The sequence below is a fragment of the Rhizobium etli 8C-3 genome, assembly GCF_001908375.1.
GTDB lineage: Bacteria > Pseudomonadota > Alphaproteobacteria > Rhizobiales > Rhizobiaceae > Rhizobium > Rhizobium etli_B.
This window is the reverse complement of sequence record NZ_CP017241.1, coordinates 2008136-2020768: the sequence shown is the minus strand read 5'-3', so window position 1 is coordinate 2020768 and position 12633 is coordinate 2008136. Positions and strand designations below refer to the sequence as shown.

The window sequence follows — 12633 nt, the reverse complement described above, 5'->3', positions numbered from 1 at the left end:
AATCAGGCAGATTCTGCCAGAAATCGCCTCGTTAGGCGACGCCGCCCGTATGGCGGGATTCTATCGATTGGTTTGCGTTGCCGGGCCTAGAATGGCAAGCGGCATGATGGTTAGGAAACCGCCCGAATGAGAATGTCCACAAGTCATTGCACGATTGTCGCCGCAATTGCGACCTTTTTCCTGTCCGCCGGGATCGGCAGCGCAGCAGCCGACACGCTGGCGCCCTACAAGGAGGAACTTTTCTCCAGACAGAACGTGTTGCAAACCTCCGATGGCGGTGCCTTCGAAGCCATCGAATATGACGAGATGCGCGACATCAACGGCCGCGACCAGATCCCGCAGAAGCGCGTGCAGCAGAAATACGTGTCGCTCGCTGTGCGCAAGCAGCAGCAGGACCAAACGCTGTCGCTCAATGGCCGCAGGGTGGAGCTCACGAGGGTGGGACCGGTAGACAATGCGCAATTCACCGTGATCTTCATCCACGGGCGCGACGGCGACCGGCGGCTCGGCGTCAACGACTACAGCTTCGGCGGCAACTTCAATCGGCTCAAAAACCTGGCCGTGGCCAATGGCGGAGTCTACTATTCGCCGACTGTGCGCACCTTCGACGGCGAGGGCGTGACAGACATGGCCGAGCTGATCCGCTATGCGAGCTCGAAATCCGGCGGCCGCCCGGTAATCCTTTCCTGTGCTTCCATGGGCAGTCAGGTCTGCTGGGGAATTGCGCGCGATGCAGGCAGCGTCAAATTGCTGAAGGGCATGGTCGTCATGAGCGGCGTCACGGATCCGGATTTCGCAAGGAGCGCGTTCTACAAGGCCAAGCTGCCGCTTTGGTTCGTCCATGGCAGCCGCGATCCGGTCTATGCCGCTGCCGGCCAGCAAGCTCTCTTCGAAAAACTTCATGAGGCGAAATATCCTGCCCATTTCACGCTTTTTCAAAATGGCAATCACGGCACGCCGATCCGCATGATCGATTGGCGGAAGGTTTTGAACTCGATTCTCGCTTCTTAGACGGTGCGCCGCCATTTTTTTGGCATTTGCACGGCAAATCGGCCCCTATTTCCCTTACGTGAAGGTTCAAAAGCTTTTCAATGCCGACTGCTTTTGCTAAGGCCGCTCAATACGGAGAAATTGGGAAGGCTGGCATGACACCTGACGTGCGCCCGCTCGTGGCGGGAAACTGGAAAATGAACGGCACGCGCGCCTCTCTCGATCAGATCAAGGCGATTGCGGAAGGCGTGCATTCGCCCATCGCCGAGAAGGTCGAGGCGCTCATCTGCCCGCCCGCGACGCTGCTTTATGTCGCGACCGCGCTCTGCACCGACAGCCCGCTTGCGATTGGTGCGCAGGATTGCCATCAGAGCCCGTCGGGCGCGCATACCGGCGACATCTCAGCCGAGATGATTGCCGATTGCTTCGGAACCTATGTGATTGTCGGCCATTCGGAGCGCCGGACGGACCATGCCGAGACCGACCATCTCGTCCGCGCCAAGGCCGGGGCCGCCTTCGCTGCCGATCTGACCGCCATCATTTGTATCGGCGAGACGGCCGACCAGCGCAAGGCCGGGCAGACGCTTGACATTCTCAAGCGACAGCTTTCCGCCTCTGTCCCAGACATCGCGACCCCGGAAAACACCGTGATCGCCTACGAACCTGTCTGGGCAATCGGCACCGGCCTAACGCCGACAGTGCAGGACGTCGAGAAGGCGCATGCCTTCATGCGTTCGGAACTCATTGCTCGTTTCGGCGCGAATGGCGGGAAAGTCCGGATTCTCTATGGTGGCTCCGTCAAGCCCGGCAATGCCAGGGAACTGATGGGCATCGCCAATGTCGACGGCGCGTTGATTGGCGGCGCGAGCTTGAAAGCATCCGATTTCCTCGCCATCTACGGCGCATACGAAGCGCTGCTCGCGTGATGCCATATATATTCTGGGCCCAAGGGCTTGGAATAGCGGATCACCTCATGTAAACAGCGCCAGATTTTATTCGATGCCCGCCGCATGCGGGCAGGACTGGACCCATGCAGACAGTATTGATTGTCATCCACCTCATGATCGTGCTGGCGCTTGTCGGCGTCGTGCTCATCCAGCGCTCGGAAGGCGGCGGCCTTGGCATCGGCGGCGGTTCCGGCTTCATGTCGGCGCGCGGAACGGCCAATGCGCTGACGCGTACGACTGCTATCCTCGCAGCGCTGTTCTTCATCACCTCGCTGGGGCTCGGCATCCTGACGCGCTATCAGAGCAATCCGACCGATATTCTCGACCGCATCCCCGCAACCAGCGGGCAGGGCAACGGAATTCTCGATTCGCTTGGCGGCGGCACTCAGCAGCAGCCCCAGAACCAGCCTGTCGGCAACGGCGTTCCAAACAGCGGCGCAGCCCCAGGCGCTCAGGCGCCTACGACTACCGCACCTGCGACAGCCCCGGCAACGCCTGCGACTCCGGCAGCCCCGGCACAAAACGGAACGGGCGTCCCAACGGGGCAATAACCCGGTCAACCAATAAACCGCCGGCAGGCCCCAGGGTCTGCCGGTTTTCTTTTGTTCAGATTCCGAGCTGGCACCAAAAGTTCTGGAAAAGAATTTTTGGGCTGGTGGAATCGTTTTTGAAAAGGTATCCGGTGACTCCCATGGCGCGATACGTATTCATCACTGGCGGCGTGGTTTCCTCTCTCGGCAAGGGAATTGCGGCTGCGGCTCTCGGAGCGTTGTTGCAGGCCCGTGGTTATCGGGTGCGGCTTCGCAAACTCGACCCCTATCTGAACGTGGATCCGGGCACCATGAGCCCGACCCAGCACGGCGAAGTCTTCGTCACTGACGACGGCGCAGAAACCGACCTCGATCTCGGCCACTACGAGCGTTTCACCGGGCGTTCGGCGACCAAGACCGACAACATCACCACCGGCCGCATCTACAAGAACATCATCGACAAGGAACGCCGCGGCGACTATCTCGGCGCAACCGTCCAGGTCATTCCGCACGTTACCAATGAGATCAAGGATTTCGTGGTGGAGGGAAATGACGACTACGACTTCGTCATCTGCGAGATTGGCGGCACGGTCGGCGATATCGAGGCGATGCCCTTCATGGAGGCGATCCGCCAACTCGGCAACGACCTGCCGCGCGGCACTGCGATCTACGTCCACCTGACACTGATGCCCTACATACCGGCTGCCGGCGAGTTGAAGACCAAGCCGACGCAGCATTCCGTGAAGGAACTGCAGGCGCTCGGCATTCACCCCGATATCCTGCTGGTGCGCGCCGACCGAGAAATTCCGGAAGCCGAGCGCCGCAAGCTCTCGCTCTTCTGCAACGTACGTCCGTCCGCCGTCATCCAGGCGCTCGACGTCGCCAACATCTACGATGTGCCGATGGCCTATCACAGGGAAGGCCTCGATAGCGAAGTGCTGGCCGCCTTCGGCATCGAGCCGGCGCCAAAGCCACGTCTTGAGCCGTGGGAAGAAGTCTGCAACCGCATCCGCACGCCTGAAGGGGAAGTCACGATCGCGATTGTTGGCAAGTACACTGGCCTCAAGGATGCTTATAAGTCGCTGATCGAGGCGCTGCATCACGGCGGCATCGCCAATCGCGTCAAGGTCAATCTCGAATGGATCGAATCGGAGATATTCGAAAAGGAAGATCCCGCGCCGTACCTCGAAAAGGTCCACGGTATTCTCGTTCCCGGCGGCTTCGGCGAGCGGGGTTCGGAAGGTAAGATCCACGCCGCCCGCTTCGCCCGCGAGCGAAAGGTGCCGTATTTCGGCATCTGCTTCGGCATGCAGATGGCGGTCATCGAAGCCGCACGCAATCTTGCCGACGTCGAGCATGCCTCCTCCACCGAGTTCGGCCCGACCAAGGAGCCGGTCGTTGGTCTGATGACCGAGTGGATCAAGGGCAATGCCCTGGAGAAGCGCACGGCTTCGGGTGATCTGGGCGGCACGATGCGGCTCGGCGCCTACAAGGCGTCGCTCAAGAGGGGTACGAAGATTTCCGAAATCTACGGCTCGACAGACATTTCCGAGCGCCATCGCCACCGCTACGAAGTAAACGTCGACTACAAGGACCGCCTGGAAAACTGCGGCCTTGTTTTCTCCGGCATGTCGCCGGACGGTGTCTTGCCCGAAACGATCGAATATCCGGATCACCCCTGGTTCATCGGCGTCCAGTATCACCCAGAACTCAAGTCGCGCCCGCTCGACCCGCATCCGCTCTTTGCAAGCTTCATTGAAGCCGCAACCGAGCAGAGCCGGCTGGTCTGATTTCGCCCCTGAAACACGTCGCCTCCATGTGACAAGAGGAGGCGACTACACCTACCAGATGCCCTTGCATTCGGCATCCGTAACACCGCCATGGCCGAATGGTTGCCGGATGCCGTGGCCACGCTCTTCAAACGCACTACGACTCCATGGCTGGCAACACGGTCATTGCCATTGCACACCAGCTCTAGACCGTTTCTGCGGTTGGATCGGATCGTCGTTCCCGGCTTGAGGAGGCGGCATCTATGCCAGCTCCAGGCCCGCCACGGGCACGGTTCATCGATGTCTAAAATCGCGGGAGCCTGCAGATCCGGAGGCGGGCGTGAACCTGCCGCCGGAGCGCTGTTCATGCCGCGATCGGAAAAGGCCCAACATAAACAGACTTTGGCCTGATCAACCTGCCTTCAAGCTGCTGCTCGCGCGCATGCGCAATCCAGCCGACAGTGCGGCCGATCGCAAAGACGCCGGTGAAGGCCTCGCGCGGGAAGCCAAGCGATTCCAGAAGCAACGCAGTATAGAATTCGACATTCACGTCCAGGCGACGATCCGGCTTACGTTCCTTGAGGATCGCGAGCGCAGCCTTTTCGATCGCCTCGGCCAGAGTGATTCGCGCTGGATCGACCTGGCCGGTTGCAACAAGAGGCTTCAGGGCATTTTTCAAGGCGTCGGCACGCGGGTCGCGGACCCGATAGATGCGATGGCCGAAGCCCATCAGCCTCTCGCCGCGGTCAAGGGCGGTTGCGAGCCAGTTTTTCGCATGGCTTTCGGCGCCGATCGCATCCAGCATGTCGAGGACAGGTCCCGGCGCGCCGCCATGCAGCGGACCTTTCAGCGCGCTGATCGCTGCGAGTACTGAGGATGTGAGGCCGGCATTCGTCGAGGCGATCACCCGCGATGCGAAGGTCGAGGCGTTCAACCCGTGATCAGAAATCGTCACCAGATAGGCGTCGAGCGCAGCCGTTTGCTCGACGCTCGGGAGCCTGCCCGTCATCATGCGTAGGATGTCCGAGGCTTGCGATATCGAGGTATCCGGCCGAACAGGCGCTTGTTTGCACTGCAGCCGCAGAACCGCCGGCAGGAACACGGCCGGGGCCGCAAGGAGCATGACCGCCGTTTCGAAATCCTCGCCGTCAGGAAGTCGCGCAATCAGTGCCCGCATGGCATCGACCGGCGGCAGGGCGAGGAGGGTGGCGTCGGCCACGACATATGCGTAGATTTCTGCGCGTGCGGCTCCGAGCCGTTCTTTCAAACCCTCGGCATTGACATGCGCTTCCATAACTCCGTCGAGCAGCAGCGCCGCGACGCTTTCATAGGTGCCGTCAGCAACGAGGTCGTCGAGCGACACGCCGCGAATGATCAGCCGACCGCCCGGGCCATCGACATCCGAAAGCCGCGTCTCTGCGGCAATCACATCGTCCAAACCGTTTTTCATAACCATTCTCCTTTACGGATAAGAAGATCGACCCTAGATTGGTTGACGTCAATCTTGATGAAATTGATCAATATGAGGTTTCGATGTCCTGGTTGACTGCAGAGGAAGCGCTATCCCGTCTTGGCACCAAACCGCAGACGCTATATGCCAATGTCAGCCGGGGACGCATACGCGCCAAACCCGATCCGTCCGACCCGCGCCGCAGCCTCTACCACACCGCCGACATCACACGGCTCGCCGAGCGCCACGCAGGGCGGCGCAAGATCGAGACCGTCGCAGCGGAGGCCATCCGGTGGGGCGATCCGGTCCTTCCGTCAGCGGTTTCAACCGTCGTCAATGGCCGTCTCTACTATCGCGGACGTGATGCCGCCAAGCTTTGCGAATATGCAACGCTTGAAGAGGCAGCGGCACTTCTTTGGAGCAAGGCCACGCCTATCAACATCGCCGAAGGCGGGAGCGAGGCGCGCGTTCCGTCCGTTGCTGCCGCTTTCTCGGCCCTCGCAGCCCGCGTGCCTCAAGACCTGCCGAGCCTCGGCCGTTCGCTCGCGACCTTGAGAGCCGAAGCGCAAGATGTCATGACGACGATCGCCTCTGCGCTCGCGCCAGGCGCATCGGACCAACCTCTCCATCGGCGCCTTGCAAAAAGCTGGGGCCGGCCAGAAGCCAGCGATGCGGTGCGCCGCGCTTTAGTGCTTCTTGCCGATCACGAGCTCAATGCATCGGCCTTTGCCGCACGCGTCACGGCTTCTGCGGGTGCGCCCTTTTCCGCATCGGTGCTTTCCGGCCTTGCAACGTTGACGGGTCCGCTGCACGGCGGCGCTTGGGAGGCCGTGGCAACGCTTTCCGAGACGGCTACGCGCATTGGCGCCAGGCAAGCCATCCGCCGCATCCTGGCGCAGGGCACTGGGATTTGCGCCTTCGGTCATCCGCTCTATCCGGAGGGTGATATCCGCGCTGAGGCACTGCTTGCGCATTTTACGCCATCGGAGGTTTTTCTCGAGATCCGAATGGCCGGCGAAGCGATGATCGGCGAGCGCGTCAACATCGATTTCGCGCTGACGGCAATGGCGGAACGCTTCGAGCTCCCACAGGATGCGCCGCTCGTGATCTTCGCGCTCGCCCGCAGCTGCGGATGGCTGGCGCACGCGATGGAACAGGTCGAGAGCGGCCATCTCATTCGTCCAAGAGCCCGTTACACCGGTCCGTCGATTGAAACCGCTGGTGCGTAAGGCCGGCAGGCCTTGCCAGCTTGCGCTTTTCTGCATACGAAATCCTTGTTTTGTTTTATGGTGGCGGTGCCGGGTCAAGCGCTTGACCGCATGGCGAACACCATGCCCGTGTGGAGTGCTTGCGCGAGGTGGGGACGTATCATGAGCGTAATGGCAGCATTCCTGCGCGGTTCTGCCGCAACCGCCCTTGCAGCATTTCTGCTGCCGGCGGGCGCAGCGCTTGGCCAAACGGGCGGCTGCACTGTCGAGAATGCAGCGGGCGGGCGTGAGATTCTCCGCTGCCCCAACGGGGTAACGGTAACCGCCGAGGCGGGTGCCGCCTTCAGGCTGAATGACCGCAACCGCGATGGCAGCCCCGATGTTGTGTCGCTGCGTGGCAAGGCAATCCTGGTCGATGTCGACGACGCCCGCAACACGGGCGGCTTTCAGGTGGTGACGCCGCAGGCAATCGCTGCGGTGCGCGGTACGCAATGGGCGGTCGATGTCGCAGGCGGCCAGACCTCCGTGCTCGTGGTCCAGGGCTCCGTTGCCGTGCGCCGTCCTGCCGGTGATCCCGTGGTGCTGGGCCCCGGCGAGGGTGTCGACGTTGTGAGCGGCACGGGTGCGCTCGAGGTGCGCCGTTGGCCGGCCGCCCGCGCCGCCGCCCTGCTTGCCCGCCTCGGCCAGTAGACCCTCATGCCGCGCCAGCGATTTCTGATCACTGCAGCCCTTCTTCTGTCGGCGCTCTGGGGAGGCTTTCTAGGCTCCCTGCATCTCACCGGCAGCGCCGGGTTCCTCGACCGCATGGAAGCTTCGCTGACCGATATTCGAAGCGTGCTGATCGGTGGCAAGACGCCGCCACCTGCCGTCGCGATCATTGCGATAGACGACCGCACCGCAGCTTCGCACGGTTTTCCCGTCGGTCGGGCAACTCTTGCCCGTGCAATCACTGCCGTTGCCGCGTTGAAGCCGAAGACGATCGCAATTGATCTTCTCTTGATCGATCCCGGCCCCGAGGAAGGGGACGTCGCACTTGCATCGGCGCTCGGGCTTGTGCCCTCCGTCATCGCGGCTGCCGCCGTCTTTCCGGAAAGTAAACAGATGGTGACGAGCGATCCGAACGATCCTCTTTCAGGCATTCCCGTGGCCGACAGCCTGCTCCTTCCTCTCAAGCGCTTTTCCGATATCGCAGCCACCGGCGTCGTTAATGTTGCAACGGATGAGACGGGGGTCCCCCGCTTCATTCCGCTGATCTCGCGAAGCGCCGGGCGCGTGGATCCCTCGTTTCCGCTGCGCGCGGCCTCGCTGGCGCTCGATCGCGATCCCGCCTTCCAGCCGGGCAGAATCTCCTTTGCCGACAAGCATATTCCGACCGACACTGGTCAGCGCCTACCGCTTACCTTCTATGGCCCGCGCCGGACGATCCCAACTTTCAGCCTGATGGATGCACTCGGTGGAAAGTTGCCCGCAGACGCAATCGAGAACCGCGTCGTCGTTATTGGCGCAACCGTCACGGCCGGTGGCGACGTTTTTCCGACGCCATTCGATCCGGTTCTCCCAGGGGTAGAGGTCATTTCAACCGCGATCGCGCATCTGATCGCCGGAGATAGCATCGTCCGCGACCATAATATCCGCCGGCTGGATGCCACTGTCGCGGTGCTCCTGCCGCTTGCGCTCGTTGGCCTGATAGCCTGGCGACGCAGCCTGATCGGTTTCGTCTTGATCGCCGTCGTCCTTGTGGTCTGGGCGACCATCAATCTTGCCATGTTCAAGGCAGGCTATTGGCTGAGCGCAGCGTTGCCGATTGCCGCGGCATTGCCTCCGGTTCTCGTCTTCGGCGCAGCGCAACTTTTTCTGGGACGCCGCCAAGCGCGCCATTTCGCTGCCCAAAGCGAGCTCCTGCAACGCATCGAAGCACCCGGCCTTGGAGCGTGGCTCGCACGCGATCCATCCTTCCTTGCCGAACCAGTCCGGCAGCAGGCTGCGGTGGTCTTCATTGATCTCTCTGGCTTTACAGGGCTTAGCGAAGCGGTCGGAGCGGTAACCGTGCGCGAGATCCTGAGCGGCTTTTTCGAGATAGCCGACCAGGAGGCGCGGGCGCATGGCGGCGCAATCACGAGCTTCATGGGTGACGGCGCGATGATCCTGTTCGGGCTGCCGCACCCAGCCGAAGACGATGCTTCGCGCGCCGCCGCCTGCGCGCTGGCGCTCGCAGATCGCATGCGCTCCTGGCTCGATTCGCATTCAGACCTCCAAGGGGGGCGGAAGATCGGCTTCAAGATCGGCGCCCATTGCGGGCCTGTCGTCGCCTCGCGACTCGGCACCGGCGACCGCCAGCAGATCACCGCAACTGGCGACACCGTCAATGTCGCCAGCCGTCTGATGGAAGTTGCTGCCAGCCGCGGCGCTGAGATCGCGTTTAGTGCGGCACTTGTCCACGCAGCCTCCGCCGGCGCCGGCCCGTCGCCGGCAGGTCCGCTCGAAGGTCCGCTGGAGACGAAAATCCGCGGCCGTTCCGGCAGCATCGACGTCTGGCTGTGGCGCTGCGCCGGCTGATATTGCCGCTTTGACATTTGCCGTCTTAGCGGGTAGGAACGCGCCAACCGCTCTGCCGGCAGGTTCCGGCCACGGCGCTTCTGCGCCCGATATTCCGAAAGACAGACAGATGACAGATCTCAACAGCGTCGTACCGGCGATCGCCAAGGCGTTGGCAAAGCGCGGCTATGCAGCGCTGACCCCCGTTCAGAAAGCTATGCTCGATCCGGCGCTTGTCGCTTCGGATGCGCTGGTTTCGGCGCAAACCGGCTCGGGCAAGACCGTCGCCTTTGGCCTTGCGCTGGCGCCGACGCTACTCGAAGGCGAGGAGCGCTTTGAACCCGCCGCCGAACCACTGGCGCTCGTGATCGCGCCGACCCGCGAGCTTGCCTTGCAGGTAAAGCGCGAGCTCGAATGGCTTTACGAGATGACAGGCGCGCTGATCGTCAGCTGCGTCGGCGGTATGGATATCCGCAGCGAGCGCCGTGCGCTGGAACGCGGCGCCCATATTGTCGTCGGTACTCCCGGACGTCTTTGCGACCATATCCGCCGGAAAGCTCTCGATATGTCCGGTTTGAAGGCCGTCGTGCTCGACGAGGCGGACGAGATGCTCGACCTCGGCTTCCGTGAAGATCTGGAGTTCATCCTCGAAGCGGCACCCGACGACCGCCGGACGCTGATGTTTTCGGCAACGGTTTCCTCCGCCATCGCCAAGCTGGCCAAGAGCTACCAGCGCGACGCCGTGCGTATTTCGACGCAGACCGAAGAAAAGCAGCATGTTGATATCGAGTATCGCGCGCTTGCCGCTGCGCCGGCTGACCGCGAAAATGCGATCATCAATGTCCTCCGCTACTATGAGGCGACCAACGCCATCGTCTTCTGTTCGACGCGCGCTGCGGTCAATCATCTGACGGCCCGCTTCAACAACCGCAATTTCGCAGTCGTGGCACTCTCCGGCGAACTGACGCAGAACGAGCGGACGCACGCCCTGCAGGCGATGCGCGACGGCCGCGCCCGCGTCTGCATCGCAACGGATGTCGCCGCCCGCGGCATCGACCTCCCGGGCCTCGACCTCGTCATCCATGCCGACCTGCCGACCAATCCGGAGACGCTGCTGCATCGCAGCGGCCGCACCGGCCGGGCAGGGCGCAAGGGCGTCAGCGCACTGATCGTGCCGCTCAATGCCCGCCGTAAGGCGGAGCGCATCCTCGATAGTGCCGGAATTGCCGCCACCTGGGCTCTTCCACCGTCGGCCGAAGATGTGATGCGGCGCGACGACGAGCGCCTGCTCGCCGACCCCATCCTCAGCGAGGCAGGGCGCGACGAGGATCAAGCACTGGTCAGCCAGCTCATTGCCAAGCACGGAGCAGAGAAGCTTGCCGCAGCATTCGTGCGCCTCTATCGCTCCAATCAATCGGCACCGGAAGATTTGATCGAAGTCTCGATCGAAGGTGACCGGAAGCGACAGCGTCGCGACAATGCCTTCGAACCCCGTGAGCCGAGCCAGAAGGGCCCTCGTGACGACTTCGGCCCGAGTGTCTGGTTTTCGGTTTCAGTCGGCCGAAAGCAGAATGCCGAACCGCGCTGGCTGATCCCGATGCTCTGCCGCAATGGCAATCTGACGAAACGCGAGATCGGTGCGATCAAGATGCAACCGGAAGAGACCTATGTGGAAATCTCTGCCGATAGCGCCGAAGCCTTCGCGCAAGCGGTCGGACCGAACAAGACGATGGAGCGTGGCATCCGCGTGACGCGTCTGAACGGCACCCCGGATTTCAGCCGTCCGGTTGCTGCAAAGCCTTATGCCGGAAAGAAGGCATACGGCGAGCGCCGTGAGGACACATCTCATGACGATCGCCCTAAGGGCAAGTTCAAGAAGGACGTCAAGGGAAAAACGGCTCCGGCAACCGGCGATCACAGTGAGAAACGCGACGCCAAGCCTTGGGGCAAGGCAGCGAAAAAGCCTAAATTCGAAGGCAAGGGTGGTTTCGAGCCGAAGGGCAAGTTCGCTAAGAAGAAGCAAGGCTGAGTAGAGACGGACTGACAATTGGCGCCTTCCGTTTATGCTCCCTGAGGAAGGTGGCCATGACAGAGGTAGTGATTTTATCCGTTCCGCTCTTCAGCACCTTGTGCAACGAGGCTTTCAAGTTGCGCCGCTCCGTCTTCATCAGTGAGCAGAATGTACCTGCTGATGAAGAATTTGATGAAGCCGACTTAAGCGCCCACCACATCGTCGCCATCCAGGCAGGCGAAGTCGCGGGCACGCTTCGGATCGTCTATCTCGACGATCACGTAAAGATCGGGCGCGTGGCCGTCGGAGCGCAATGGCGCGGTCATGGCATCGCAAGTGCGATGATCCGCTTTGCGATGGAGGCGCATTGCGCGGTTCGCGGCAATCGCTTTTACCTGACGGCTCAAAGCGACAAGGTCGCGCTCTATGAGAAGTTCGGCTTTACTGCATTCGGCGATGAGTTTCTCGACGGAGGCATGCCGCATCTCGCCATGAGAAACTACTGAACGCGCGAGTTCCGGTGGACACGAGGGCGCCAATGACAGGCAAAGACAGCCCGCAATATCCTGCAGCGGAAGATTTCATTCGCAAAAACCTCCGCCTTCAGCCGGTCCGGTCAGTTCCCGAGATACTGCTCTATTCCGCACATTCCGAGAGCGGCCTGGGGCGACTGGCAAGGCTTAACGGTGCGGTTGGCGCCGCACCCTACTGGGCTTACCATTGGGCTGGCGGAACGGTTCTCGCCCGCCATATCCTCTCGCAGCCCCAAACCGTCAGCGACCGCCATGTCCTGGATCTCGGTTCAGGCTCGGGCCTTGTTGCTATTGCCGCTGCGAATGCAGGAGCTGCCCATATCACCGCCATCGACATCGATATTCACGCGATTGCTGCGATAGAACTCAACGCTGCTGCAAATGGCACTACGATCGAAACGCTGCAGGCCGATATCCTCGACGATTCGCCTCCCGATTGCGACGTCATCCTGGCGGGCGACGTGTTCTACGACGCCAGGCTTGCAAGCCGCATCCTGCCGTTTCTCGTCCGCTGCCGAGCCGCTGGCATCGGCGTCCTGATCGGCGACCCAGGCAGGGCGCCATTACCCCGTGAGCGGCTTCGGCTGGTGAGGGCATACGCCGTCGCAGACTTCGGGGCCGACATGGAGAACGTGAGCGGGGTGTATTCGCTTTAGATCC

General features: G+C 61.8%; 11 protein-coding genes. 10 read left to right on the top strand and 1 reads right to left on the bottom strand.

The annotated features are described in order from the left end of the window. The first annotated feature begins 126 nt into the window (after positions 1–126). The 4 genes from AM571_RS10285 (at position 127) to AM571_RS10270 (ending at position 4257) form a co-directional block, all read left to right on the top strand. Positions 127–1011 (top strand): phospholipase, encoded by an 885-nt coding sequence (locus tag AM571_RS10285; RefSeq protein ID WP_074061313.1) that lies wholly within the window; start codon positions 127–129, stop codon positions 1009–1011. A gap of 134 nt (positions 1012–1145) precedes the next feature. Next, positions 1146–1916, top strand: a complete 771-nt coding sequence (gene tpiA, locus AM571_RS10280; protein WP_074061312.1) for a triose-phosphate isomerase — start codon at positions 1146–1148, stop codon at positions 1914–1916. 104 nt (positions 1917–2020) lie between these two features. Then, positions 2021–2488, top strand: coding sequence for a preprotein translocase subunit SecG (secG, locus tag AM571_RS10275; RefSeq protein ID WP_074061311.1), 468 nt, complete (start codon positions 2021–2023; stop codon positions 2486–2488). 140 nt (positions 2489–2628) lie between these two features. Then, positions 2629–4257 (top strand): CTP synthase, encoded by a 1629-nt coding sequence (locus tag AM571_RS10270; RefSeq protein WP_074061310.1) that lies wholly within the window; start codon positions 2629–2631, stop codon positions 4255–4257. A gap of 343 nt (positions 4258–4600) precedes the next feature. On the opposite strand, the gene AM571_RS10265 is transcribed toward AM571_RS10270, so the two are convergent. Beyond that, positions 4601–5686, bottom strand: coding sequence for a citrate synthase/methylcitrate synthase (locus tag AM571_RS10265; RefSeq protein ID WP_074061309.1), 1086 nt, complete (start codon positions 5684–5686; stop codon positions 4601–4603). A gap of 83 nt (positions 5687–5769) precedes the next feature. Here AM571_RS10265 and AM571_RS10260 point away from each other — a divergent pair, with 83 nt between their 5' ends. The 6 genes from AM571_RS10260 to AM571_RS10235 all read left to right on the top strand — a co-directional run bounded on the left by AM571_RS10260 (position 5770) and on the right by AM571_RS10235 (position 12629). Beyond that, on the top strand, positions 5770–6915 hold the full coding sequence (locus tag AM571_RS10260; RefSeq protein ID WP_074063162.1) for a citrate synthase: 1146 nt from the start codon (positions 5770–5772) through the stop codon (positions 6913–6915). Positions 6916–7065: 150 nt separating this feature from the next. Beyond that, positions 7066–7584, top strand: a complete 519-nt coding sequence (locus tag AM571_RS10255) for a FecR domain-containing protein (RefSeq protein ID WP_074061308.1) — start codon at positions 7066–7068, stop codon at positions 7582–7584. Positions 7585–7590: 6 nt separating this feature from the next. Beyond that, a complete protein-coding gene (locus tag AM571_RS10250; RefSeq protein ID WP_074061307.1) occupies positions 7591–9450 on the top strand; it encodes a CHASE2 domain-containing protein in 1860 nt (619 codons plus the stop codon). A 109-nt stretch (positions 9451–9559) separates the two neighbouring features. Further along, on the top strand, positions 9560–11458 hold the full coding sequence (locus AM571_RS10245; RefSeq protein ID WP_074061306.1) for a DEAD/DEAH box helicase: 1899 nt from the start codon (positions 9560–9562) through the stop codon (positions 11456–11458). Between the two features lie 56 nt (positions 11459–11514). Then, positions 11515–11946 (top strand): GNAT family N-acetyltransferase, encoded by a 432-nt coding sequence (locus AM571_RS10240; protein WP_074061305.1) that lies wholly within the window; start codon positions 11515–11517, stop codon positions 11944–11946. A gap of 32 nt (positions 11947–11978) precedes the next feature. After that, positions 11979–12629 (top strand): class I SAM-dependent methyltransferase, encoded by a 651-nt coding sequence (locus tag AM571_RS10235; protein WP_074061304.1) that lies wholly within the window; start codon positions 11979–11981, stop codon positions 12627–12629. Positions 12630–12633: the final 4 nt, after the last annotated feature.

Bases quoted from the DNA above. Each gene is read 5' to 3' on its own strand.
- AM571_RS10235 (WP_074061304.1), top strand. From the start codon at position 11,979: ATGACAGGCAAAGACAGCCCGCAATATCCTGCAGCGGAAGATTTCATT.
- tpiA (WP_074061312.1), top strand. From the start codon at position 1,146: ATGACACCTGACGTGCGCCCGCTCGTGGCGGGAAACTGGAAAATGAAC.
- AM571_RS10260 (WP_074063162.1), top strand. From the start codon at position 5,770: ATGTCCTGGTTGACTGCAGAGGAAGCGCTATCCCGTCTTGGCACCAAA.
- AM571_RS10255 (WP_074061308.1), top strand. From the start codon at position 7,066: ATGGCAGCATTCCTGCGCGGTTCTGCCGCAACCGCCCTTGCAGCATTT.
- AM571_RS10250 (WP_074061307.1), top strand. From the start codon at position 7,591: ATGCCGCGCCAGCGATTTCTGATCACTGCAGCCCTTCTTCTGTCGGCG.
- AM571_RS10285 (WP_074061313.1), top strand. From the start codon at position 127: ATGAGAATGTCCACAAGTCATTGCACGATTGTCGCCGCAATTGCGACC.
- secG (WP_074061311.1), top strand. From the start codon at position 2,021: ATGCAGACAGTATTGATTGTCATCCACCTCATGATCGTGCTGGCGCTT.
- AM571_RS10240 (WP_074061305.1), top strand. From the start codon at position 11,515: ATGACAGAGGTAGTGATTTTATCCGTTCCGCTCTTCAGCACCTTGTGC.
- AM571_RS10265 (WP_074061309.1), bottom strand. From the start codon at position 5,686: ATGAAAAACGGTTTGGACGATGTGATTGCCGCAGAGACGCGGCTTTCG.
- AM571_RS10245 (WP_074061306.1), top strand. From the start codon at position 9,560: ATGACAGATCTCAACAGCGTCGTACCGGCGATCGCCAAGGCGTTGGCA.
- AM571_RS10270 (WP_074061310.1), top strand. From the start codon at position 2,629: ATGGCGCGATACGTATTCATCACTGGCGGCGTGGTTTCCTCTCTCGGC.